The sequence below is a fragment of the Nocardiopsis sp. CNT312 genome (assembly GCF_000515115.1).
Lineage (GTDB): Bacteria > Actinomycetota > Actinomycetes > Streptosporangiales > Streptosporangiaceae > Nocardiopsis.
On sequence record NZ_AZXF01000028.1, the window covers coordinates 1 to 23,966 of the forward strand.

At 71.7% G+C, this 23,966-nt stretch carries 21 protein-coding genes and 1 riboswitch; of the genes, 10 read left to right on the forward strand and 11 right to left on the reverse strand.

Going from position 1 to position 23,966, the window contains the following annotated elements:
* The 3 genes from B042_RS23165 to B042_RS0113680 form a co-directional block, all read right to left on the reverse strand.
* On the reverse strand, window positions 1-1,294 hold a 1,294-nt coding region (locus B042_RS23165), incomplete at its 3' end, for a glycosyltransferase family 2 protein (protein WP_036555007.1).
* Window positions 1,291-3,315, reverse strand: a complete 2,025-nt coding sequence (locus tag B042_RS0113675; protein ID WP_028648772.1) for a glycosyltransferase — start codon at window positions 3,313-3,315, stop codon at window positions 1,291-1,293. The genes B042_RS0113675 and B042_RS23165, both read right to left, overlap by 4 nt.
* A 40-nt stretch (window positions 3,316-3,355) precedes the next feature.
* Complete coding sequence (locus B042_RS0113680; RefSeq protein WP_028648773.1) at window positions 3,356-4,372, reverse strand: O-methyltransferase; 1,017 nt, start codon at window positions 4,370-4,372, stop codon at window positions 3,356-3,358.
* A 649-nt stretch (window positions 4,373-5,021) separates the two neighbouring features.
* Here B042_RS0113680 and B042_RS0113685 point away from each other — a divergent pair.
* Window positions 5,022-5,633, forward strand: coding sequence for a superoxide dismutase (locus tag B042_RS0113685; RefSeq protein ID WP_028648774.1), 612 nt, complete (start codon window positions 5,022-5,024; stop codon window positions 5,631-5,633).
* A gap of 313 nt (window positions 5,634-5,946) precedes the next feature.
* On the opposite strand, the gene B042_RS0113690 is transcribed toward B042_RS0113685, so the two are convergent.
* Complete coding sequence (locus tag B042_RS0113690) at window positions 5,947-7,422, reverse strand: PLP-dependent aminotransferase family protein (protein WP_028648775.1); 1,476 nt, start codon at window positions 7,420-7,422, stop codon at window positions 5,947-5,949.
* 121 nt (window positions 7,423-7,543) lie between these two features.
* Here B042_RS0113690 and B042_RS0113695 point away from each other — a divergent pair, with 121 nt between their 5' ends.
* The gene (locus B042_RS0113695; RefSeq protein ID WP_028648776.1) at window positions 7,544-8,035 is read left to right on the forward strand and encodes a DUF3291 domain-containing protein; all 492 of its coding nucleotides are present in this window, start codon (window positions 7,544-7,546) and stop codon (window positions 8,033-8,035) included.
* Window positions 8,036-8,266: 231 nt separating this feature from the next.
* Complete coding sequence (locus B042_RS23170; protein ID WP_081748781.1) at window positions 8,267-9,589, forward strand: SGNH/GDSL hydrolase family protein; 1,323 nt, start codon at window positions 8,267-8,269, stop codon at window positions 9,587-9,589.
* Here the strand turns inward: B042_RS23170 and rocD are convergent.
* On the reverse strand, window positions 9,576-10,835 hold the full coding sequence (gene rocD, locus B042_RS0113705; RefSeq protein ID WP_028648777.1) for an ornithine--oxo-acid transaminase: 1,260 nt from the start codon (window positions 10,833-10,835) through the stop codon (window positions 9,576-9,578). The two genes, B042_RS23170 and rocD, sit on opposite strands and share 14 nt — an antisense overlap.
* Before the next feature lie 355 nt (window positions 10,836-11,190).
* Here rocD and B042_RS0113710 point away from each other — a divergent pair, with 355 nt between their 5' ends.
* The 3 genes from B042_RS0113710 to thiD all read left to right on the forward strand — a co-directional run bounded on the left by B042_RS0113710 (window position 11,191) and on the right by thiD (window position 14,883).
* Window positions 11,191-12,867 carry an acyl-CoA synthetase gene (locus B042_RS0113710; RefSeq protein WP_028648778.1) on the forward strand — a complete coding sequence of 559 codons (1,677 nt, stop codon included), beginning with the start codon at window positions 11,191-11,193 and terminating at the stop codon, window positions 12,865-12,867.
* Between the two features lie 167 nt (window positions 12,868-13,034).
* Window positions 13,035-13,961 (forward strand): DUF368 domain-containing protein, encoded by a 927-nt coding sequence (locus B042_RS0113715; protein WP_028648779.1) that lies wholly within the window; start codon window positions 13,035-13,037, stop codon window positions 13,959-13,961.
* Between the two features lie 32 nt (window positions 13,962-13,993).
* Window positions 13,994-14,090, forward strand: a riboswitch (TPP riboswitch).
* Window positions 14,080-14,883: a bifunctional hydroxymethylpyrimidine kinase/phosphomethylpyrimidine kinase gene (gene thiD, locus B042_RS0113720; RefSeq protein ID WP_028648780.1), complete on the forward strand. Its 804-nt coding sequence runs from the start codon at window positions 14,080-14,082 to the stop codon at window positions 14,881-14,883. Its footprint overlaps the riboswitch before it by 11 nt.
* A gap of 201 nt (window positions 14,884-15,084) precedes the next feature.
* On the opposite strand, the gene B042_RS0113725 is transcribed toward thiD, so the two are convergent.
* Both B042_RS0113725 and B042_RS0113730 read right to left on the reverse strand, forming a co-directional pair.
* On the reverse strand, window positions 15,085-16,503 hold the full coding sequence (locus B042_RS0113725; protein ID WP_028648781.1) for a sodium:alanine symporter family protein: 1,419 nt from the start codon (window positions 16,501-16,503) through the stop codon (window positions 15,085-15,087).
* Window positions 16,504-16,621: 118 nt separating this feature from the next.
* Complete coding sequence (locus B042_RS0113730; protein WP_028648782.1) at window positions 16,622-16,885, reverse strand: DUF6457 domain-containing protein; 264 nt, start codon at window positions 16,883-16,885, stop codon at window positions 16,622-16,624.
* Between the two features lie 218 nt (window positions 16,886-17,103).
* On the opposite strand from B042_RS0113730, the gene B042_RS23175 reads away from it, so the two are divergent.
* Entirely contained in the window at window positions 17,104-18,309 is a 1,206-nt protein-coding gene (locus B042_RS23175; protein WP_036554999.1) for a glycosyltransferase family 1 protein, read from the forward strand.
* A 54-nt stretch (window positions 18,310-18,363) separates the two neighbouring features.
* On the opposite strand, the gene B042_RS0113740 is transcribed toward B042_RS23175, so the two are convergent.
* A complete protein-coding gene (locus tag B042_RS0113740) occupies window positions 18,364-19,695 on the reverse strand; it encodes a pyridoxal phosphate-dependent aminotransferase (protein ID WP_028648783.1) in 1,332 nt (443 codons plus the stop codon).
* 130 nt (window positions 19,696-19,825) lie between these two features.
* On the opposite strand from B042_RS0113740, the gene B042_RS0113745 reads away from it, so the two are divergent.
* The 3 genes from B042_RS0113745 (at window position 19,826) to B042_RS23185 (ending at window position 21,287) form a co-directional block, all read left to right on the forward strand.
* On the forward strand, window positions 19,826-20,788 hold the full coding sequence (locus B042_RS0113745; RefSeq protein ID WP_028648784.1) for a LysR family transcriptional regulator: 963 nt from the start codon (window positions 19,826-19,828) through the stop codon (window positions 20,786-20,788).
* A 60-nt stretch (window positions 20,789-20,848) separates the two neighbouring features.
* Window positions 20,849-21,088 carry an antitoxin gene (locus B042_RS23180; protein ID WP_231494081.1) on the forward strand — a complete coding sequence of 80 codons (240 nt, stop codon included), beginning with the start codon at window positions 20,849-20,851 and terminating at the stop codon, window positions 21,086-21,088.
* Between the two features lie 61 nt (window positions 21,089-21,149).
* Window positions 21,150-21,287 (forward strand): hypothetical protein, encoded by a 138-nt coding sequence (locus B042_RS23185; RefSeq protein ID WP_197024307.1) that lies wholly within the window; start codon window positions 21,150-21,152, stop codon window positions 21,285-21,287.
* On the opposite strand, the gene B042_RS0113760 is transcribed toward B042_RS23185, so the two are convergent.
* The 3 genes from B042_RS0113760 to B042_RS0113770 form a co-directional block, all read right to left on the reverse strand.
* Window positions 21,284-21,613, reverse strand: coding sequence for a hypothetical protein (locus B042_RS0113760; RefSeq protein ID WP_028648785.1), 330 nt, complete (start codon window positions 21,611-21,613; stop codon window positions 21,284-21,286). The two genes, B042_RS23185 and B042_RS0113760, sit on opposite strands and share 4 nt — an antisense overlap.
* Window positions 21,614-21,720: 107 nt before the next feature.
* Window positions 21,721-22,947 (reverse strand): glycosyltransferase, encoded by a 1,227-nt coding sequence (locus B042_RS0113765; RefSeq protein ID WP_036555001.1) that lies wholly within the window; start codon window positions 22,945-22,947, stop codon window positions 21,721-21,723.
* Between the two features lie 20 nt (window positions 22,948-22,967).
* On the reverse strand, window positions 22,968-23,858 hold the full coding sequence (locus B042_RS0113770) for a DMT family transporter (protein WP_028648787.1): 891 nt from the start codon (window positions 23,856-23,858) through the stop codon (window positions 22,968-22,970).
* Between the last annotated feature and the right edge of the window lie 108 nt (window positions 23,859-23,966).

The following is a 23,966-nucleotide window of genomic DNA, read 5'->3' on the forward strand; positions in this document are numbered from 1 at the left end:
TGTCGGCCTCCCTCACCAGGTCGGCGACGGCAGTGACAGCAGGTCTCGCGCCCACGGGAACATGGAGACGGAACGGAACGCGCGGGTCCTCCTCCGGAACCTCCCCAACCAAGCGCACCCGCCGATCACCCCGGAAGGTCTCCCCCACCAGCCGCAGATCCAACCACTCCTCGTCCAGCGGAGACCTGCGCCCCCCGTCCAACTCCCCCCACGGACCCACCAACCACAGCCGCAGATCCGGAGTGCTCCCGCCCAACAGAGCCGAAACCGTAGCCTCGACCTCCTCCAGAGCGCGGCCCTCCACGTCCAGGACCACATCGACCAACGGCACCTCCCAGACACGTCCGGGACGCTCACGGCGCGGCCCGTAGTCGGGCACCCGGTTGGCCACGTAGGGGAGACGGTAGCGCTTGCCCTCCTCCCTGCGGGACTGCATCTGTGAACTGCCCAGGTGCCAACTGCTCGTGTCCAGATCCGGAACGAACACCGCACCCTGCTGCGACAACCGGTACCCGAACTCGGTGTCCCCACCCAGCACCATGCCCGGATCCATCCGCCCCGCCGCCTCGAACAGATCCCGGTGCAGCGACCCCGTCGCCCCCACGAACACCTTGTAGGCCTGCGAGGCAGCGGACCTCAACTTGTCCTGCCGGTCGATGGTCTTCTCCACCCAGTGCGGATTGGCGCTCTCCCGATCGAACAAGGTGTCCGCCCGACCCTCGGCCACCTCGGCCTGCACGTGCTCAGGCGTCATCGCACCGGGAACGAAGTCCACGAACAGCTTGTGCCCCAGCACCACCCCGTAGTCCACCAGGTGATGCCAGCGCATCTGCGACTCCACATGCTCGCGGTACACCACCATGTCCGCGTCCAACCGCAGCACCACCTGCCCCGAAGAGACCGCCACACCGCAGTTCACCGCGTGCGCCGAACCCCACCCCCCCGGACCGGAAGAGATCAGCCGCGTGTTCTCCGGACACACCTGCGGCAGCACCAACGGCTCCGGAGAACCGTCATCGACCACCACCACCTCCATCAGATGCCCCGGATAGCTCTGCCCCGCCAACGCCGCCAACACCAGATCCAACTTCTCCTGGTGCCCGTGCGCCGGAATCACCACACTCACCGACAGCACCGGCGTCCACCCACCCAGAACAGGCGGCTCAAGCACCGAATAATCATTACCCCTGACACGAGGCTGTCCGGCATAGTCGACCCGTCCGCAGGGAAGGGGTGCCGCTGCTCGCGGGTCGCCGTCGCCAGCCGCTTCCCGGCCGGTGTCCAGAGTGGTCAACGCATGTCTCCCGTGTGTTCGTTGGCGGGCTGGCCGAAGGGGACCGGTTCACCCTCCAGAAGGGCGCTCGGGTGCCAGCCGGACCACTGGTGATCGGTGTTGCGCAGGAAGTAGGCGATGTCCTCCGACCAGGTGTGCCCACCACCCGTGCGGCGCAGCACGTACCCGAGCCCGTGCGTGCGGTGGATACGGCCCCCGCCCTGAACGACAGCGAGCAGAAGCTGGCTGTCGATGGCACGGGGCAGCGGACGGAACCCCCCGGTCTCCTCCAGCACCACGCGGTCGGTGAGGATCGTACCTCCGGCGATGAAGCGGCCCGACCGTTCGGACTCCTGGCGACGCATGACCGTCCGGTCGACCTCTTGGAGGTAGACGAAGTCCTGTGAGCAGCCGATGAGCTCGGCCCCGGAGTAGGTCCGGGCCAGCAATAGGTCGGAGAGGTGGTCGGGGCCGTACCAGTCGTCGTCGTCCCACTTGGCGATGAGGTCACCGGATGCCCTGGCCACGGTGTCGTTGAGCACGGCACCGAAGATCTGGTCGGCGGGCGCCTCGTGGACCGTGACCGGCAGCCCCGTGGCTTGGAACCCGGCGAGGGCAGGGGCGACTTCCGGCAACGAGGCGGGGAAGCCGTGCAAGGTGAGCACCACCTCGACGTCCACCCCGCGCTGGCGGGCGATCTGAGCCAGCGCGAACCCCACCATCTCCGGCCGCCGAGTGCACAGGATCACCGACACCGTCGGCTCGGCGGGCACGGGCAGACCGGCCTGGACCGCCATCGCCCGCCACCGTGCGCGCAGACCGTGCGTGTCCAGGGCGGCCCGCCGCAACCGGACACTGTGCTCCTCCCGCGTCAGCAGATGAGCCAGGTCGCGTTCCTCAGCCGAGAGCAGGGCCTCGGTGAGAGGACGACCGAGGGCGGCGGCCCAGCCGGGAACGGGACCGCTCACCAGCGGCACCCCGCCCGCGGCCAACGAGGCCACCGCCCGCACGGCGGAGGCCGGGCCGGTGTGCCCGGACCAGTCCACCCGAACGCCCCGCAAGGAGCGCAGGCGTGAGAGGTCGACATCGGTGACGGTGCCGTCGGCCGGCACGACCACCAGGTCCTTGCCGCCCTGGCGCACCACGGCACGCCCGTCCCCGACCGTGAGATCGGCCATGGCCGCTCCGGTGCGCTTGGTGAACCCCACGGGGTTGACGGTGAGCTCGTCGATGGGCGCGACCGTGTGCACCACTTCGTCACCGGCTTCCCGAACAGCGGCGTCGACCGTGCGGGCGCGCGCGTGGCCGCCGGGTGCGGCGATCCGCTCCCAGGCATCGGTACCGGTGGTGGCCCGCCCCAGGGCCGGAGCAGGGTCCGACCACTCGGGCAGTACCTCCTCGCCGCCCAGCCTCAGTGCCAGGTCGGCCCTGGGGCTGACCCTGCGCAACGGGACAGGGCCCTCCGCCGGTACGCCTACGGCCTTGATGTCACCCGGCCGCCACAGTGCGCCCTCGGCCCCGTGCAGTGCGGCCAGCGGACCGAGTGCGGGGGCGCGCCTGCGCCCCCGGGTGCCGTGCATGACCGCGTCGAGCGCTTCGGGCGTGTCGACCGCATTGGGGAAGAACAGTTCGCACAGCCACCCCCGGTCCTCCATGCGGCGCACGCGCACCTCTTGGATGTCACGCCACTGTCCCAGCCCCGGGGAGGCCGGGATGGGCGGGTCCTGGTGGCCGGGTGTGGACACCAGGGCGACGACCACGTGCACGGCCCTGGGAAGGTGCGTGCTCACGGTCAGCGCCCGGTTCAGGTCGGTGGCGGTGGCGGCCACGACCGCCACCAGCCCGGCCTCCGTCGTCTCCGGATCGCCCTCCAGGACCTGCTCACCCATGGGATGGGTGTCCAGGTCCACGAGGCGGTCGCCCGACCGCAACGGCAGTCCGGTCAGGGGAGCACGCGCGGTGTCGTGCGCGCCCGCGTGGCACAGCACGGCGGCTTCGGGGCCGCGTGTGCGCAGGGCGTTCCGGAGAACGGTGGTGATCATCGGTGTCCTCGGCGATGGGTGGATGGGCGGGGCGAGGAGGTCAGGCACCCTTGCGGCTGAACACGTGGGTGCCCTTCTCCGTCGGTTCCTCGGTGCGCCTGAGCTCGGGGTGCTCGGCGAGCCAGCGGTCTCCGGCGGCACGCTCGTCGACGCGGTCGGCGTCGTCCAGGACGATGACGGCGTCCTCCCGGCAGCGCGGCAGGAGCACCGGGACGGCGGGGTAGCGGACCAGGCGGCCGGTCGGCTTGGGGGGTCCGTCGACGAAGACCAGGCCGATGCCCTCCAGGTCGGCCAGGGGCGCGGAGTCGTACCAGAGGTCGGCGGTCCGGACCGTCTCACCGCCGATCTCGACCTCGGTGGCCTCGATCTCGGTCAGGGGGGCGTGACGGACCTCGACGACGTCGCCCAGACCGTGCGCGGCGACCATCTCCCGGGTGAGTTCGGCGTAGGCGGCGTCGTGGTCGATCGCGACGAGCCGTCCGCGGCCCGCACGCCGCAGCGCGTATCCGATCCAGACACTGGAGGCGCCGCTGCCGAGTTCCACGACGAGTTCGGGGCGGAGCCGGTCGATGTGGCGGACCAGGGTCCTCAGGACGTCGGGGGAGGCGGCCCATCCGCGCAGGGACGGCATGAAGGGCGCGGTGTCCAGCCACTCGCGCAGCTCGGTCCAGGCGACCTGCTGTTCGTAGTCGTCGCGGCCCTGGGCGGCGACGATCTCACGGAGCTGTCGGGGGAAGGAGGGGCCGGGGAGGCGGTGGGAGACCGTGTTCAGGGAGCGGGTGATCTCCAGGCGGTCCCTGCCCAAGGCCTCGGTGACGAGGCGGGTGTGCCGGTCGAGGGCGGCGGGCACGCTGGCCACGGCGCGCTGGAGGCGGAGGACCGCAAGCCCCAGTGCGGCCACCAGGGCACCGACCAGGGCCGTCGCCGCGAGCAGGAGCGCCTCGACCGGACTGGCCGGGCCGAGAAGCGCCAGGGCCGTCGGGGCTGCCACCACGACCGCGACGACCGCGGCGGCTGCGGCGAACAGGAACGATCGGCGGCGTAGTACGGCGCGCATGGCGACGACCTCCACGGATTTCTGATGCTGGCGAGGGGGTGGGGCGACACGGGCCCGGTGAGGGTTCTTTTCTACCCGAACCGGTCTGACTGGCAGGCATTCCTTCGGTACCGGAGGGAGGAGGGACAATGGTTGTGACACTAACGGGTCAAAAGGACACCCGTGCCCACCTGTGGGGGAATCGAAAGCGGACCGCGGCGCGAAGATCCGAGTGTTCACGCACCCCTCACCTCACCTTCTCCTATCGGATGCCCGATATTCCCCGAAGCGTACGGCGGGGTCCGCTCGGCACGGCACTGGTATCGGTGTCCGTTCCCGCCCCCGGGCGCACGGAAAGGAACCGCTGTTCCAAAGATCCTTCGGAGGCGTGTGGGAGTGGGGAATACGCGGATCCCGGAGCGTTCACAATTCCCCTGACGAAAAGGACACAACCGGCACCCGTCTCCCCGCCGGACCACTGCCCGCACGCCCGCTCACAGCCGACGGCGCCGCCCTGTGCGCCAGGGCCCCCGTCCGGCAAGGTTTATTCCCGCTCCGGCATGTGAAGAGCCTGGCCTGGGGCCTGCGGCCGCTCGGCTGATAGCTTGCTGCCTAGCGATCCCATCGCTGGTAACCACGACGAATCGCGTCACTGGAAAGGTGCGTAGAGATGTCTGCGCCATACTCGCTGCCCGAGCTGTCCTACGACTACGCGGCCCTGGAGCCGTGGATCTCGGGTGAGATCATGGAGCTTCACCACTCCAAGCACCATGCCGCCTACGTGGCCGGTGCCAACACCGCCCTGGAGAAGATGGCGGAGGCCCGGGAGAAGAACGACTTCGGCACCATCCCGATGCTGGAGAAGAACCTGGCCTTCCACCTGGGCGGGCACGTCAACCACTCCATCTTCTGGCAGAACCTCTCCGCCGACGGCGGGGACAAGCCCGAGGGCGAAGTGGGTGCCGCCATCGACGACCAGTTCGGCTCCTTCGACGCCTTCCGCGCCCACTTCGGCGCGGCGGCCAACAGCATCCAGGGGTCGGGCTGGGCCATCCTCGCCTACGAGCCGCTGGGCCAGCGGCTCATCATCGAGCAGCTCTACGACCAGCAGGCCAACATCCCCCACAGCACGGTCCCGCTGCTGATGCTGGACATGTGGGAGCACGCCTTCTACCTCCAGTACAAGAACGTGAAGGCGGACTACGTCAAGGCGTTCTGGAACGTGGTCAACTGGGCCGACGTCCAGGAGCGCTTCGCCAAGGCCCGCGCAGTCAGCTTCTAGGGCTTGCGCATCGGCCCACCCGTCGCCCGCCACCGCCCTCAAAGGACGCCCGGCGGCGCAACCCGATCCTGGACCGTCGCCCGCCACCGCCCTCAAAGGACGCCCGGCGGCGCAACCCGATCCTGGACCGTCGCCCGCCACCGCCCTCAAAGGACGCCCGGCGGCGCAACCCGATCCTGGACCGTCGCCCGCCACCGCCCTCAAAGGACGCCCGGCGGCGCAACCCGGTCCCTCTCGGAAACGGGTGCGGTGTGTACGTGTCGGGGGCGGCCTCCCCACCAGGGAGGCCGCCCCCGCCCCTGTCGCGGGCCGTTCAGACCACGACACGCGCGGGGTCGGCCACAGCGGGGCCGTGGCGGTCGAGTTCGCGCCAGGCACGGCTCAGCCTCCGCACCAACTCCTCCAGGGTCTGCTCGTCGTAGGCGAAGGGCAGCCGGATGTACTCGGCGAACCGCTCCCCGCCGCTGGAGGTCATCACCGGACCCGCCATGATCTCGACCCCGTGGGAGAGGGCGACCTGGGCGAACTCCCGGGCGTCCGCCCCGGGCATCCGGATCCACAGGGCTCCCCCGCCCGCGGGCCGCTCCCACTCCCAGGAGGGCACGGAGGCGCGCAGCAGGCGCTCCGTCCGGTCGAGCGCCTCCGTCAGCTGCTCCGAGCGCCGGGCGGCGAGCGCGTCGTAGCCGCGCAGCAGCCGCACGGCCACGGCCTGGTCCAGCAGGGGACTGCCCAGGTCGGCCAGGACCTTGCGGCGGCTCAGCCGCATCGCAATCTCCGTGGGCGCCCGCAGCCAGCCCAGGCGGATGCCCGCCCACCCCACCTTGGACAGCGAGTCGACCGTGATCACCTCGGCTTCCCTGGGGGCGTGGGCGGCGATCGGCGGGGGCTCGTCCGGGGCGCGCATGCCGGTGTAGGCGTTGTCCTCCAGGATCGGTATGCCGTACCTGGCCGACAGCTCGCCTAGTTCACGGCGGCGGGCCGCCGACATGAGCACGCCCGTCGGGTTGTGGTACGAGGGCATGGTGTAGATCAGGTGGGGGGCATGCTCGGCGACAGCCCGGCGGACACCGTTGGCGTCGATGCCCTGACCGTCCAGGGAAACGGGGTGGAAGCACGCGCCGCGGTCGCGCATGAGGTCCAGACAGCCCGCGAAACCGGGGTCCTCCGTGACCACGGGTGAGCCCTCCCGCAGGTAGAGCTGGGAGACGAGGACGACCGCCTGGTGTGCCCCGGTCGTGACCACGATCTGGTCGGGTGTGGTCGGCAGCCCCCGGCTGGTGTAGTGGTCGGCGACGGCCTCGCGCAGCACCGGCAGACCGCGCGGGTGGTAGGTGTCGTCGGCCATGAGGGCGGGCAGGTCGTGGTGCACGACCTCGCGCACGGCCTCCGCCACGGCCTCCAGTGCCGGTGTGCGCAGGCAGGCCACGGAGATGACCTTCGGGGTGTCACGCAGCAGGTTCTGGTACATGGGGTTGGCGTGGCTGCCGGGCACCCAGCCGTCGGAGCGCACCGGGCCGACGCTGGCGCTGACCCTGGTTCCACTGCCCCGCCTGCTATCGAGGACGCCGTCCGAGCGCAGGGCGTCGTAGGCGGCCACGACCGTGGTTCGGCTGACACGCAGGGCCGTGGCGAGCGCCCGTTCGGAGGGCAGTCGCTCGCCCGCCGTGAGCGTGCCCTGGCCGACCAGGCCGCGCAGGCCCGTGGCGAGCCGCCGGTAGAGCGGCCCGTCCCCGACCGTCCAGGCGCCGAGATGGTCGACGAGGGAGGCCACCGTCCGAGAAGGGTCCATTTTTCGCTCCATTGGATCTACTGCACGGGCACGCCCCCCACCAGAATGGCACCTGAAAGACGAGGTCCACCAGAGCCAAAGTGGACCCTTTGTCGCAGTCCACTGTTATGCGGAGCCTTCGATGCGGACCCAGACCCCCTGGCGGAACACCCTCGACACCACCACTCCGCCCTTCCCCGCCAGCCTGCCCACACCGCGGACCGGAGAGCGCGGGCCGACCGTTCTGGCCGAGGCGCTCACCGTGTCCGCGGACGCGGACCACCGCGGCGCGCTGGCCCTCCTCACCCGGGCGCTGCGGGACCGTGCCCAGGGCCACCCCGACTCCCTGGGCGAGGTCCACACCGAGGACCGGGACGACGGACATCGCACCGTGGCCCTATGGACGTCACCGGTGGGGCTGCGGGACTTCGTGACGGCCGCGCACACCGACCTCCTGGCCTTCCGCGAGCGGACCGGGGTGTCCCCGACCGTGGAGCGCACCCTGTGGTGGGCCCGCGCCAACGAGGTCACCGGCCGTGAGGCACTGCGGCGCTCCGCACACCTGCGCGAGCACGGTCCCGGGCCCGGAGCGTTCACACTGCGCTCCCCGGTGCCGCCTCCGTCCCGGATGTAGTCCGGTCCCACCAGGTTTTCCACCTAAGTTTGTGGACTTCGCTCTACCGGGCCCCCTGGGGATCCGGCAGAGTGGGAACCGCCTCCCTGGCACGGAGGGCAGGGACCGTCCCAGCGGGATTGGCCGCCGCTGGGCCGGTCCTGCCTCATCCGACCAGGACCGATCCGTGCGGGTAGTCTGTCGCTGGCAACAAGGACGGTCCGGACCCGGGAGGCGTGAGCGGACGTGTCAATGCGTGATGACGGAGCCTCGACCCCCGCTCCCCCCTCCCGGGAGGACCCCCCCGTCCCGGAGTCCCCCGAGTTCGGCCGCCCCGGTCGCAGGCCCACACAAGACCGGCCGAAAGGCCGGCGCCGCGCCCGCGCCGCCCTGGTCACCGCCGCGTTAGCGGCCATGGCCCTGGTCTTCACCCTGGTCGTGCCCACCAGCCGCGAGGCACTCGTGCGCCTGTGGTGCGAGTCCACCGGGGGCGTCTGCCCCATCGAGGAGCTCCCTCCCCTCACCGAGGACGAGGTGAGCGACGGGCGGGTGGTCCTGGAACCGCAGGAGGCGGCCCTGTGGGGCAACTACGTGGCGCTGGGCGACTCCTACTCCTCGGGGGACGGCGCCGGGGACTACGAGGCCGGGACCGGGGAGCCGGGAGGCTGTTGGCGTTCCGAACACGCCTACTCCCGGGTGATCGCGGAGGAGTTCACCTTCGCCGGGGACCTCGGCTTCTACGCGTGCAGCGGTCACCGGGGCCGAGAGCTGCTGGAGGAGATCGGCACCCCCGAGTCGCAGATCGACCGGGTCACCGAGCACACGTCCCTGGTCACCCTCGGGATCGGCGGCAACGACCTGGGGTTCATCCCCGTCCTGCGCACCTGCATGGTGCGGATGCCGCTGATCGAGAGCGGTGTGTGCACCGGGCAGGAGGACGAGATCACCGAGCGGCTGGACCGGTTCGAGGAGGACCTGGTCGAGATCATCGGCCAGATCCGTGACCGCGCGCCCGACGCCCGCGTCCTCGTGCTCGGCTACCCGCGGCTGTTCCCGGAGGACCCCGAGGGGATGTACTACACCCTCACCGTGAGCGACCAGCAATGGCTGAACGGGGTCGGGCAGCGGCTCAACGACCGCATCCGCGACACCGTCTACCGGCTGGACGGCGACGTCTACGGGGAGCGTGGGGTCGGCAGCGTGGAGTACGTCAACACCTTCTCCGCGCTCAACGGGTACGAGGTCAGCGCCGAGGAGTCGTGGCTGAACGGCATCGTCCTCGGAGAGCAGCTGGGCCAGGGGCTGCGCATCGACCGGGCGAGCTTCCACCCCACGGCCCAGGGCCAGCTCTCCATCGCCGACCGGGTGCGCCTCCAGGTGGAGGAGGGACCGGAGCGGACGCTGTTCGTGTCCCAGGAGACCCTCGACCGCGTGGACGCGGAGCTGCTGGCCGCCGAGCTCGGCGGCCCTCTGGAACGCCCGGAAACCGCGGCCTCGCAGGACCCGGAGACCACGGCCCCACCCTCGGACGGGGCGTCCGCCCCGCCGCCCGACGGTGCCTCTAGCGCCCCCTGAGCTCGTCGAGGACCTCGGCGAAGCGGTCCAGGCCCCAGTCGAGGTCCTCCTCGCTGATCACCAGCGGCGGTGACAGGCGGACGGTGGATCCGTGGGTGTCCTTGGCCAGGACACCGTGCTCGGCCAGCCTCAGGCACAGCTCCCTGCCAGTGCCCAGCGCGGGGTCGACGTCGATCCCCGCCCAGAGCCCGATGCTGCGCGCCGCGACGACACCGTCACCCACCATCTCCTTGAGGCGGCGGGCGAGCAGCTCGCCCAGGCGGCGGGCGTTCTCCAGATAGGGCCCCTCGGCCAACATCGTGGTGACCGCGTGCCCCACGGCCCCCGCGAGGGGGTTGCCGCCGAACGTGCTGCCGTGCTGGCCGGGGCGGATGACCCCGAGGACGTCCTCGTCGGCCACCATCGCCGACACCGGGAGGATGCCTCCGCCGAGCGCCTTGCCGAACAGGTAGGCGTCGGGCACCACACCGCTGTGCTCGCACGCGCGGACGGCGCCGGTGCGCCCCAGGCCCGACTGGACCTCGTCGGCGATGAACAGCACCCGTTCACGGTCGCAGACCTCCCTGATCCGCGGCAGGTAGTCCTGCGGGGGGACGATGACGCCCGCCTCCCCCTGCACGGGTTCGACGAGGACCGCCGCCGTGGTGGCGTCGACGGCCTCCTCGACGGCCCGCGCGTCGCCGTAGGGCACCGTCCTGAACCCGGGGGTGTAGGGACCGAAGCCGTCGCGTGCCTCGGGGTCGGAGGAGAAGGAGACGATCGTGGTGGTGCGGCCGTGGAAGTTGCCGCCGGCCACGATGACGGTCGCCTCGCCGTCGGGGACGCCCTTGACCTCGTAGGCCCACTTGCGGGCCACCTTGACAGCGGTCTCCACGGCCTCGGCACCGGTGTTCATCGGCAGGACCCGCTCCTTGCCCGCCAGGTCGGCCAGGGCCTCGACCCAGGGACCGAAGCGGTCGTTGTGGAAGGCCCGGCTCGTGAGTGTCACGCGGTCGAGCTGGCGGTGGGCCGCGGCCAGCAGGTCCGGGTTGCCGTGGCCGAAGTTCATGGCCGAGTACCCGGCCAGGCAGTCCAGGTACCGGCGGCCCTCAACGTCGGTCACCCAGGCCCCCTGCCCCTCGGCGATCACCACGGGCAGGGGCGCGTAGTTGTGCGCCGACCGCGTCCGCGCGAGTTCGATGTGCTCCTCGCTGGAGAGCGCGGGTCCGCCGGGTTCTTGGATGCCCGGGTGCTGGGTGTGGCTCATCTGATCGCTCCGATCGCCCTTGACCGCCTGTCACCTGGGTTCTTACCCACGATCGGGCCGGATGGAGCCCACAGGCCCCAGGAACACCGCACACACCACGACGGGTGACTCATATCACCCACCCCGCCGGGGTCCGGGGCCCACCGCCGAACGTCCCCCGAACCCCCGCGACCAGGGGGATCGAAACCCAGCGTGACCTGGCATTCCACCCCTGGTGACCGGCTCCACAACCCCAACCGCTCATCGCCGGGGAGGCGGGGGGTACGGTCGGCACACAGCAGCACCGCCCCGAGGGCCGGGACGTCGCCGACGCCCGTACCCCACGGCCCGCAACCATGTTCCAGGGAGGCCAGGCGTGCCCACAGCAGCGTCCCCCGACGCCCCCTTCTCTCTGCCCCGGCTCCTCGACGCCGTGACCGAGGCGGTCCCCAACCGCACCGCGCTCATCGCCGGACCGCGACGCCTGTCCTTCGTCGCCCTGCGCGACCGCGCCCTGCGCCTGGCCGCACACCTGTTGGAGGCCGGGGTGCGCCCCGGGGAGCACGTCGCGGTCCTGGCGTTCAACCGCGCCGAATGGCTGGAGTCCTTCCTCGGCGCCCTGTACGCGGGCACGGTCCCCGTGAACGTCAACTACCGCTACGTCGAGGGCGAACTGCGACACGTGCTCGCCGGATCCCACGCGGTCGCGCTGGTCGCCGAGGAGTCCCTGGCCGTCCGGGTGGACACCGTCCGCCCGGACCTGCCACACCTGCGCCACGTGCTCCTACTCCAGGACGGCAGCGGATCGGGCGGTCCGGCCGGAACCGGCTACGAGGAGGCCCTCGCCGCTGCGTCCGCGGACCCGTCCGCCCTGCCCCCGACCTCGGGGGACGACCACTACCTGCTCTACACCGGCGGCACCACCGGCCACCCCAAGGGGGTGCTGTGGCGACAGGCCGACATCTTCCACGCGGCCCTGGAACTGCGGCCCTCCGGCCAGCCGCGCGCCCGCACCGCGGCGGAGGTCGCCGACCGCGCCGCGCGCAGCTCCCCCCTGCGGCTGCTGGTCCTCGGCCCCCTGATGCACGCCGCCGGCCAGTGGAACGCCCTGTGCATGCTGTTGAGCGGCAGAACCACCGTGCTCTCGACCGACCGCAGCTTCCACCCCGGGCGCGTGGTCGGCCTAGCCCACCGGGAGGGCGTCCACGCCGTCCAACTGGTCGGGGACGCCATGGCGCGGCCCCTGGCCCTGCACCTGCTCGCCAAGCCGCTGTTGTGCCCCGGCCTGAGGTCGGTGCGCTCGGGCGGGACCCCGCTGACCCCGGCGGCGCGCGCCCTGTGGCGCGCTTGGCGCGAGGACATCGCCCTGGCCGACTCCTACGGCGGCTCCGAGACGGGGGCGTGCGGATCAGCGACCGGCCCCGACAACACGGACCATCCCGAGGACCACCGCACCTTCACCATGGGCGCCAGTATCGCCGTACTGGACGAGTCCCTGCGGCCCCTGCCGCCCGGCTCACCGGACATCGGCCGCATCGCCCGCACCGGACGCATCCCGCTGGGCTACTACAACGACCCCGAGGCCACCGGTCGGACCTTCCCCGTCGACCCCGACGGTCGGCGCTGGGCGTTGTCCGGCGACTACGGCACGCTGGGCGCCGACGGTTCGGTCGTGCTGCTGGGCCGGGGCAGCGTCGTCATCAACACCGCAGGGGAGAAGGTCTACCCCGAGGAGGTCGAGGCCGTCCTCAAAGGGCACCCCTCGGTGGCGGACGCGATCGTCGTCCCGGCACCCGACGAGCACCTGGGCCAACGGGTGACCGCCCTGGTCGCCCCGGTCCCGGGAACCGCGCTCTGCGCCGCCGAACTGCGAGAGCACTGCCGGGGGCGGCTCGCCGGCTTCAAGGTGCCGCGCACCGTCCACATGGTGGACCGGGTACGGCGCACGGCCGTGGGCAAACAGGACTACCGGTGGGCGTCCTCGGTGGCCAGGAGGGCCGCAGAGGACGACGGCCCCCTCATCCGCACAGCGCTCCGCGCCCCCGCCCTGTAACGGATACGTCCTAGACTCGGACCACACCCGGACCGGTACGCCGGACCGGGCACGGCATCCCCTTCAGCCAGCCCTCATCCGACTACCGGGTGGGTCGGCGACACCCCTAGGACGGAGGACGGCGCGCACACACCCCGGAGCGTCCGGGCGCGCGCCCCACAACTCAGATGGCCACATCAGCAGGCTCCTACATCTTCAATGCGGTGCGCGGCGGGGCCGTGGGCACCTCCGAGGCGCTGCCCGGGATCAGCGGCGGCACGGTCGCGCTCATGGTCGGCATCTACGACCAACTGATCGGCGGCGCCGGCCACATGGTCAGCGGTATCAAGCGCTGGGTCACCGACGTCCCGCGCGGCCTCGGGCCGGCGCGCGCCCGGGAGCAGTTCCGGCAGGTGGACTGGAACGTGCTGCTGCCCGCGCTCGCGGGCATGGTGGTCGCCCTGCTGCTGGCGCTGATGCTCATCGCACCTCTGGTCGAGGAGTACACCCAGTACGCCTATGCCCTCTTCTTCGGTTTGGTACTGGCCTGCCTGTGGGTCCCCTACTCCGGTTCGGGGAAGACGTGGCGGGGCTGGCACTACGTCCTCGCCCTGGCCGCCGCGGCGCTGTCGTTCACCCTGACCGGGCTTCCCGGGGCGAACCTGCCCACCCATCCGGTGGTGGTCTTCCTCGTCGCCTCCGTCGCCATCTGCGCCCTCGTCCTGCCCGGGGTGTCCGGTTCGTTCATCCTGGTCGCGGTCGGCCTGTACGTGCCCACCAAAGACGCGCTGAAGGACCTGGACCTGGTCTACATGGGTGCCTTCGCACTGGGCGCCCTCGTGGGCCTGTCGCTGTTCGTCAAGCTCCTCCAGTTCCTGCTGGAGAACTTCCACCACGTCACCCTGGTCGTCCTCACCGGGCTCATGGCCGGATCGCTGCGCGCCCTGTGGCCCTGGCAGACCGAGGACCGTACCGTCGTGGCACCCACCGACGTCCCGGTGACGTTGGCCTTCGTGGCGGTCGGCTTCGCCGTGGTGGTGGCAGCGATCGTCTACGAGCACCGCGCCAAGGCCAAGACCGCCGCCTCCGAGCCCAGCTCCGACCCGGTGCGCTAGCCTCGGGCACACCACCTCCGGGGCCGCCGCGCCCCGACGGCGCGGGGTGCCGGTTCCCCTCCGGCTGAGATCACACCCGTCGAACCTGCCCTAGCTTGCACTAGCGAAGGAACGCCACGTGAGCGCGTACAACATCGTGTCCATCGCCGGCAGCGACCCCAGCGGGGGCGCCGGTATCCAGGCCGATCTCAAGGCCTTCTCCGCACACGGAACCTACGGAATGTCCGTGGTGACGGCGCTGACCGCACAGTCCACCCGCGGCGTGGCCGGGGTGTACGGGGTCCCGGCCGACTTCGTCGCCCAGCAGATGGACACCCTGTTCACCGACGCCACCGTGCACGCCGTCAAGGTCGGTATGCTCGCCAACGCCGGGATCACCGCCGCCGTCGCGGAGGCGGTCGCCGAGCACGGCCTGACCAACGTGGTGGTGGACCCGGTGATGGTGGCCAAGAGCGGCGACCGTCTGCTGGAGGCCCCCGCCGTGGAGGCGCTGCGCACCCTGCTCCTGCCGCACGCGGACCTCATCACGCCGAACCTGCCGGAGGCCGCCGACCTGTTGGGCGAGGAGGAGGCCGCCGACGTGGCGGCGATGCACGGCCAGGCGAAGCGGCTGCTCGACCTGGGGCCGCGCGCCGTCCTGCTCAAGGGCGGCCACCTGGCGGGAGAGGAGAGCGTCGACGTGCTCGTCTCGCGCGGAGCGGAGCCAGCCGAGCTGCGTGCCCCCCGGGTGGCGACCCGCAACACCCACGGCACCGGGTGCACGCTGTCGTCGTCGATCGCCGCCCTGCTGCCGCAGCGCCCCGACACGGCCTCGGCCGTCGCCGACGCCAAGGCCTACCTGACCGAGGCCATCCGCCGCTCCGGCGAGATCGACGCGGGCAGCGGCCAGGGCCCGGTGCACCACTTCCACGCCTGGTGGTAGGGGCAGGCAAGCCCACAGGGCCGGGAAGTTCCCAGCCGAGGGCCGACGTAGACGACGCCGGTTCCACCGGCAGCAAAGCCCGCAGGGCATGGGCACGAACACGGTGACGACGCACTTCTCATCGAAGCCGTCGGGGCGTGGAACCGTGTGGAGGGGGACCGCGCCGGGCGCGGTCCCCCTCCGTCCTTTCGGAGGCGGTCCTCAGTCGCGCACGTCCTCCATGAGCGCGTCCGGGTTCCTCCAGTCAGGGTGGGCGAAGAACTTCTGCGTCTCCCGCACGATGACCGGCGACAGCAGCAGGAGTCCGACGAGGTTGGGCAGCGCCATGAGCCCGTTGGCGATGTCGCTGAACAGCCACACGTCCGCCAGGTCGGCGACCGCGCCGACGAAGATGACCGCGATGAACACCAGCCGGTAGGGGAAGACCATCCTGCGCCCGCCGAGGAACTCCACACACCGCTCGCCGTAGTAGGCCCAGCCGAGCAGGGTGGTGAAGGCGAACACGGCGACGGCCGCGGCCACGACGTAGGTGCCGAGCGGGGCCAGGCCCGGACTGATCGCCTCCAGGCCGCTGGACATGGCCTGTGAGGTGAGCAGCGAGCCGTCCTCGCTGTCCTCGGCCTGCCACACCCCGGTGGTGATGATGACCAGGCAGGTCATGGTCACCACGATGAGGGTGTCGATGAAGGTCTGCGTCATGGAGACCATCGCCTGGCGGACCGGCTGGCGAGTCTTGGCCGCGGCCGCGGCGATGGCGCCGGTGCCCAGGCCCGACTCGTTGGAGAAGATGCCGCGCGCGAAGCCCTGCTGGATGGCGAGCATGACGCCCGCCCCGGCGAAGCCGCCGGCCGCGGAGGTGCCGGTGAAGGCGTCGGTGACCACGAGCTGGAGTGCCGGGAGGATCTCCGCCCAGTTGAAGACGAGGATCACCAGGGCGATGCCGACGTAGGCGATGATCATGACCGGAACGAAGGCGGAGGCCACCCGGCCGATGCTCTTGATACCGCCGAGGATGACGGCACCGGCGGCGATCATCAGGATGAGGCCGATGACCCACGGGGCGAGCGGGGTCACACTGCTCACCTGCTGGGCGACGGTATTGGCCTGGGCGCCGTTGCCGATACCGAAGGCGGCGACGGCGCCGAAGACGGCGAAGGCCACGCCCAGCGTGGTGCCGAAGCCGCCCGGCAGGCCGTACTTGAGGTAGAACATCGGGCCGCCGCTCTGCTCGCCCTTGGCGTCGGTGCGGCGGTACAGGACGCCCAGCAGGGCCTCGCTGTACTTGGTGGCCATGCCGAGCAGGCCCACGACCCACATCCAGAACAGGGCGCCGGGGCCGCCGACACCGATGGCCAGGGCCGCGCCGCCGATGTTGCCGACACCGACGGTGGNGGCGAGCGCCGTGCTCAGGGCCTGGTAGTGAGAGATGTCCCCGGCGACGGACTCGTCCTCCTTGCGGCGGACGAAGGCCAGCCACAGGGCGTGCGGCAGGCGCAGGAGCTGGATGAGCTTGAGCCGGACGGTGAGGAAGAGGCCGACCACGAACAGCAGCGGGATGAGGACGAACGGTCCCCAGATGACGCTGCTGACGACGCCGGCCATCTCGATGAGTTGATCCATGCGGGGATCTCCCTATCGCACTCAGATGGGGGTACGGAGTTCTCCACCACGGGGGCGGTGTACCGGTGGTGTCAGATTCACACCGGAAAGTCACGGGAGCGTCACATTCACGTGTCCGCTACACGTTCACCGATTCCTCACCTTCGTCCGCCTGGGCGAGTGCGAGCCGGCTGAGGACGGAGGCCGCGTTCTCCGGGTCCGCGCCCCGGCCGACCGCGACACCGAGGAGGTAAACGGTGAGCGGCCCGGCGGGGCGCGCCACGGAGTGGGCGGCGTCCCTCGTCAGGTCCAGGATGCGGTCGACATCCCTCTTCTCCAGCGCGTCGGTGCCGGCCAGCCCCAACTCGTCGCTGACGAGTTCCGCCCATTCCACGAGCGTCACCGGACGCCTCCTTCATGTCGTCTGCGTCTTGCCGCAGGGCAGGCCCCGGCCACCGGCGGGTCACCGTGCGGCCTTCAGAGCCAGCGGGCGGTGTCACCGCGCGCTCAGCGAAACCACGCCCCGCCTTCCGGCGGGGTTCCCCCTGCACCCAACCACGGTTCACCCCCGAAGCCTAGTTTCGAGGGACGTCATCCCCCTTCGTGTTGGGAGCCCGCCTCATGTCCCCGCGCCAGTCCCCAACCCCCGCGGCCACCCCTCTCGCCTCCGACGGGGCGCCGCTCCGCGTGGCGGTCGTGACCGAGTCGTTCCTCCCCCAGGTGAACGGTGTCACCAACTCCGTGTGCCGGGTCCTGGAGACGCTGGCCGCCCGCGGCCACCAGGCCATGGTCGTGGCGCCGGGCCACGGACCCTCCTCCTACAAGGGGTTCCCGGTCATCCGCATGCCCTCCCTGCCGCTGCCCTTCTACCGGGACTTCCACGTGGGGATGCCTGCGCGGCGCACCCTGACCGCGGCGGTGCGCGCCTTCTCCCCCGACGTGCTGCACCTGGCCTCGCCCGCCCTGCTCGGCAACGCCGCCGTGGACACGGCCCGCCGGTGGGCCCTGCCGACCGTCGCGGTGTTCCAGACCGACCTGGCGGGGTTCGCGCAGCGGTACGGTCTGAACCGCACCGAGGTGGTGTGGTCGATGCTGCGCCGCGTGCACTCGGCGGTCGACCGCACCCTCGTCCCCTCCTCGCCCACGATGGAGGACCTGACCTCGCACGGCTTCCCGCGCCTGCACTTGTGGCAGCGCGGTGTGGACACCCGGCGCTTCGCCCCCGAGCACCGCGACGAGGAGCTGCGCCGCCGCCTCGCACCCAACGGCGAGGTGCTCGTCGGCTACGTGGGGCGCCTGTCCAAGGACAAGCGCGTGCACCTGCTGACCCACGTGGCCAAGCTGCGCGGGGTGCGGCTGGTCGTGGTGGGCGACGGCCCCGAGCGCGCCCGGCTGCGCCGCCACATGCCCGATGCGGTGTTCACCGGCCAGAAGACCGGCGAGGAGCTGTCGCGGCTGTACGCCTCGCTGGACGTGTTCGTGCACACCGGTGCCGACGAGACCTTCTGCCAGGCGGTGCAGGAGGCGCTGGCCGCCGGGGTCCCCGCCGTGGGCCCGGCCTCGGGCGGTCCGCTGGACCTGATCTCGGACGGGCACAACGGCCTGCTGTACCGCTCGGACTCGGTGCGCGAACTGCGGGTCGCGGTGGGCCGCCTGGCGCACAACACCGACGTGCGCCGACGCATGGCCGCCCAGGCCAGGCCCTCGGTGGAGCACCGGACCTGGGAGGCCGTGGGCGACCAGCTCATCGACCACTACCGGTCCGTGATCGCTCCGAGCCGGGAACTGGCGCGGCGCGGCGCCCCCGCGGCCGCCCCCGCCTCCTGATCCGGCCGGGCCGGCCGCCGCACCCCCTTACACGCGGCGGCCGGTCCGGGGCCCTCAGCAGTACTGCGGTGCCGCGTCGTCGGCGCGGTCGGCAACGGACACCGGTTCGGGTTCCCCGTCAAGCAGCGCGTCCAGGACCCGCTCCAGCCGGTCCAGATGGGCTCGGATCCACGGCAGCTCCAGCGGGTCCGTGGCGGCGAGCGCGGCGTAGCGCCGCTCGGCGGTGTCCCCGTACAGGAGGCTGGTGGCGACCCGCATCCGCAGGGCGTCGGTACCCTCCCCGAACTCCACCGCGGGCAGGACGCCCACGCCGAACCGCTCCAGCAGCAGCCCGGTCAGCTCCGGCCCCGTGGTGACGCCGTGCAGGGCGGCCAGCCGGTCGCGGTGGGGGGCGAAGTCGGGGTAGAGGTAGAACGCCGCGCGCGGTGGAATGACCGAGGCACCCGCGCGGACGAACACGTCTGTGACGGCGCGCGCGACGATGCCGTGCAGGCGTCGGCTGCGGTCGACGTGGTCGGCGAGTTCGGCGGGTTCGGTGAAGGCGTGGGCGGCGGCCGCCTGGACGGGCGCGGCCGGGCTCGACCAGATCTCGCTGGCCACGCCGAGCAGGCCGCCGCGCAGGCGGTGGCCGACCGCGGAGTCGGGCAGCCGCAGGACCCCGATGCGCCATCCGCCCAGGGCCAGGTTCTTGCTCAGTCCCGTGGAGACGACGGTGCGCTCGGGTGCGAATTCGGCGGGGCTGGGCACCCGGGTGCGGGCCCCCGTCACCTCGGCCGGGTGGACGAGGTCCCGGTAGATCTCGTCGGAGACGATCACGAGGTCGAGTTCGCGGGCCACGTCGGCCAGTCGGCGGACGGTGTCCTCGTCGGCGACGGTCCCGGTGGGGTTGTCGGGCAGGGTGACGATGACGGCGTTGACGGTGCGGCCCTGCTCGCGCGCCTCGGTCACGGAGGCGTGCAGCAGGTCGGGGTGGGGCACTCCGCCCTGCCCTGCGGCGGTGGGGACCATGAGCGGGCGCCGCCCGAGGAGTCGGCTCTGGGCCGCGTAGCTGACCCAACTGGGTGCGGCGATGGCGGTGTCGCCGCCCAGTTCGAGCAGCAGTCCGTAGAGGAGTGGTTTGCTCCCGGGGCCGGCGATGACCAGGTCCGGGTCGGTGGGCAGCCCGCGCCGCTCCCAGTATGCGGCGGCTGCCTCCCGCAGGGCCGGGGATCCGGCGACCGGCCCGTAGGCGTTGGCACCGTTGCCCGCGGTGAGCTGGTCCCGCAGGACAGGGTGGACCGGGAGGCCGGCCTCACCGAAACCGAGCGGCAAGACGCGCACCCCCTGGCGGCGCTTCTCGTCGAGGGCTTCGTTGACGGCGAGGGTCGCGGACACAGTGACGGTCATCGAGACTCATCTCCGGCTCATGCTCTGGCTCCGGCCGCACTCCGGGCGGGCGGCCTGTCACTACTCAGGGTGCCTGTTCGATTTCATCAGCACAAGCGAGTCTTTTCGATGCTGAGCGTAAGATGTACTTATGCTTGATCTTCGACGGCTCCAGCTCCTGCGCGAGTTCGGCCTCCGGGGCACCATCGCCGGGGCCGCCGCGGCCCTGGGCTACACCCCTTCCGCCGTCTCCCAGCAATTGGCCGCCCTGGAGCGGGAGACCGGGGTGGCGCTGCTGGACCGCTCCGCCCGGGGGGCCGAGCTGACCGACGCTGGCCGGCTGCTGGTGGACCAGACAGAGAAGATCCTCTCCCTAGTGGAGGCCACCGAGTCGATCCTCGCCGAGCAGGCCGACGTGGCGGTCGGTGTGGTGACCGTGACGGCGTTCCCGACCGCGGCCGTGGCCCTGGCGCCGCTGCTGGCCCGCGCGCTGCGCGAGCACCAGGGGATGCAGTTGCTGCTGCGGCAGACGCTCCTGGCGACAGGGACGCACAAGGTGCGCTCACGGGAGGTGGACGTCGCGCTCGTCGACGACTGGACCGGCCAGCACCCGGGGCGCGGCACGGACGGCGGGCTGCGCCACATCCACCTGCTGCGCGATCCGCTGGTGTTGGCCCTGCCCGAGGAGCACCGGCTCGCGGACCCCCGGGAACCCCTGGAGCTGGACCGCCTCCTGGGGGAGTCGTGGATCGTGGCCCCGGAGAGCGAGCGGTCGCGCTACGGCACGGACCGGCTCATGGCGGAGGCGGGCGGGCTGCCCGCCGCCGCCTGGGAGTTCGAGGGGTTGGGGACGATCCTGAGCCTGGTGTCGCGCGGGATCGGTATCGCCGCCGTTCCCGCGCTGGCCATGGTGGGGGCCCCGGCCGGCTTGGTCTTCCGGGAGCTGCCCGCCTCGGCCCCGGCGCGGCACGTGTACGCGGTGCTGCGCCCGGCCGCCCTGCGGCGCCCAGCAGTGCAGGTGACCCTGGCCGCCCTGCGGGACGCGGCCTCGGAGGTGGAGGCCCGCCTGTCCCAGGAGGGTCCCCCCGTCCGGGGCCCCGTCCGCGACGTGTGAGGACCGCTTCCCCAGCACGAGCGAACAGCATGAACGCATGATGCCTTCAACGGAGCTGCCATGCTTTCCTGCCTGCTCTCACCATCCGGGACGTACCAGAAGACGTCGTCGGGGACGATGGAGATCCGCGCGGCCGCATCCGGCCAGTCCCTTCAGGCCTACGCCCGTACCGTGCTCGCCCGCGACGTCGCCGAGCCCACTCTGGCCGACGCCGCAGCAGCCGCCCGCCGCACCGCCCGGTCCGACGTCACCGCCTCCGACGTCCTGGCCGCCGTCGACGACGGACGTGCCGGGCGTTGATCGCCATCGACAGCTCAGCACTCGTCGAGATGTTGACAGCCACCGGTTCCCCCGGTTCAGGGTGCTCCGTGCCCACCTGTCCGTCTACGACGCCACCGACGTGGCACGAGCCGAAGCCCTGGGGGTCTCGTTGCTGACCGGTGAGGCCCGCATAGCCCGCGGCGGCGCTGCCCGGTGCCCGGTCGAGGTCTTCGGCTAGGCTCCGCCGCCGCGACGGCGGAGCCTGTCGATCCGGCGCCGGAGCCTGCGGCAGAGGTGGAGCGCGCGGTCACGGTCGTCCCGGGCGTTCCACCAGCGTGCGTAGGCCTCCAGCCTCCGCTGGCGGAGGTTCTCCAGCTCGGCCTCCATACGGTTCACCCGGTGCTCTAGGTCGATCCGTTCTCGCTCGAACTCGGACATGTCGTGCTCGTGGCTGTTGGCCTCCCGTTCGGCGCTGGTCAGCCGTTCGGCGAGGCCTTCCGTCGGGTTGCCGACGCGGACGATCCGACCGAGGCCGACCTGTCCGCTGATGCCTTCGAACCACACATCGTCAGGTATTTCCGACAGGACGCGGAGTTCACCGAACGCATCGCAAAAAATACGGAAAGTACCAAAACGGACTTATCTCCCTGCCCTTCACGCCGGAACGACCGTCAGGCGGCCATGGTCCGCTGCACCTTCGAGCGCACCGGGGGACTCACCAGGAGGCTCTCGTAGACGGCCTCGAACCGCTCCAGCGACCGGTGGTGGTCGTGGCGCGCCACGAGCCTGCGGCTGGCCTCGCCCATGGACCGGCGCCGCTCCGGAGAGCCGAGGACCTCCAGCAGGAGCTCGGACATCCGCGAGATGTCTCCCGGGGGGAAGAGGAACCCGTTGCCGCCCTCCTCCACCAGGTGCGGCAGGGCCATCGCGTCGGCGGCGAGCACCGGCAGACCGGTCGACATCGCCTCCAGGGTCGCGATGCTCTGGAGCTCGGCCGTGCTGGCGATGGTGAAGCAGTCCGCGGCGGCGTAGACCCGCGGCAGCGCCTCGTCGGGGACGAACCCCAGGAAGTGCACCCGGTCGGCGATCCCCAGTTCGGCGGCGAGGTCCCGAAGCTCCTGCTCCCGCTGCCCCGTGCCGGCCAGGGCGAGCTGCGCGTCCCGCTCGGGCACGATCCGCGCCAGGGCGCGCATCGTGTCGTCGATCCGCTTCTCCACGTCCAGTCGGCCGACGAAGGCGATGGTGTCGCGGTCGGGCAGCCCGAACTCGGCGCGCAGGGCCGTCCGCTCCTCCGGGCGGGGGTGGAACCGCTCCAGGTCGATACCGCACGAGATGTCCTCGACCTGGCGGGCGAACCCCTTCTCCAGCAGCAGTCGCGCGGCACGGGGGGTCGGCGTGGTCACGTGGTCGGCCATGGCGGCGATGCGTACCATGTCCCGCCAGGCCAGGGCCCCGGTCGCCTGGTGGAGCACCTCGGGCAGGCGCACGTAGCCGTAGAGGTTGTCGGGCATGAAGTGGTTGGTGAGCACGACGGGGATGCGCGCGGCCCGCGCCCGGCCGATCGCCGCCCGGCTGACGGTGAAGTGGCCCTGGACGTGGACCACGTCCGGGTCCAGTCGCGACACGAGCCGGTCGGCGTGGCCGCTCAGCCCGAGGGGGAGCGCGAAACGCATGGCGTCGTGCACCGGGATCCGTCCCGAGCGCACGCGGTGCTCGGTCACCCCTCCGTTCACGGTCACGTACGGCTCGCCCCGCTCGGAGGGACACAGCACGTGGACCCGGTGCCCGCGCTGAGCCAGGCCCTCCGCCAAGCGGTGCGTGAAGTAGCCGGCTCCGTTGACGTCCGGGGGGTAGGTGTCGGTGGCGATGAGGATGCGCAGGACTCGGTCGGTCGTCATGGGGGTCTCTCCTTCGACGTTCAGTGAAAGCGCGTGGTCTCGGGCGCCGAACAGGGTGCGCCCTGCGCTTCGGGGTTGCGGTGGCGTGTCCGGGCCAGCGCGATGGTTCCCGCGATCGCCGCGGCGGCGAAGACGGCGGCCGCCGCCTGGGTTGTGGGGGTGCCGGGAACGCCCTCCCCCAGCAGGGAGATGCCGATGCCCACGCCGACGACGGGGTCGGTGATGAGCAGGGCAGCGTAGGCGGCGGCGAAGTGGCCGGTCCGGTAGGCGTTCTGCATGAGCAGGGCACCGAAGACCGCCGTGGCCACGGCGAGCGGCAGCAGCCAGGTGATGAGGCTGGCCCAGTCGTGGGCCACCCCCGCGGCGATGACCCGCGCCAGACCGGACGTGGTGCCCATGGCCGCGCCCGCCGACAGGGCGAGCAGGAGGGCGCGGACCCCGCTGGGCGTCCGGTGCGCGGTGAAGTGGACCAGGGCACCGAACCCGAGGGCACCCCCGGCCAGGAGCAGCGCTGTTCCGGTGGCCATGACGGGGGCCTGGGAGCCGTGGGGGAACAGCCACAGCATCCCGCCGAGGCCGACCATGACGGCGACGCCCGCGGTGACCTGCCAGGCGCTGACGCTCTGCCGGTTGAACAGCGACGACAGGACGATCGCGAAGAGGAGTCCCGTGACGCCGATCGGCTGGATGATGGTCAGGGGCGCACCGCTGAGGGCGACCAGGTGCAGGACCGACCCGAGGACGGCGGTGCCGCTGCCGATCAGCCACCGGGGGCGGCGCACGAGGTGGAGGAGGACTCCGGCCCGAGCCACCTGCTCACCCGGCGCCCGGACGGCGTCGCGTTCTTGGAGCGCGGAGCCGAGCGCCAGGACGAAGGCCCCGGCCACGGCCGTAAGGATCGACCACAGCATCAGATCCGTCCTCTCGTGGCCGTCTCAAGCGCACCGCGCCGTGAACGCATCGCCGCTTCCCTCGACTCTCGGTTCATCCCTGGCCCACCGGGTTCAGCACACGGTTCC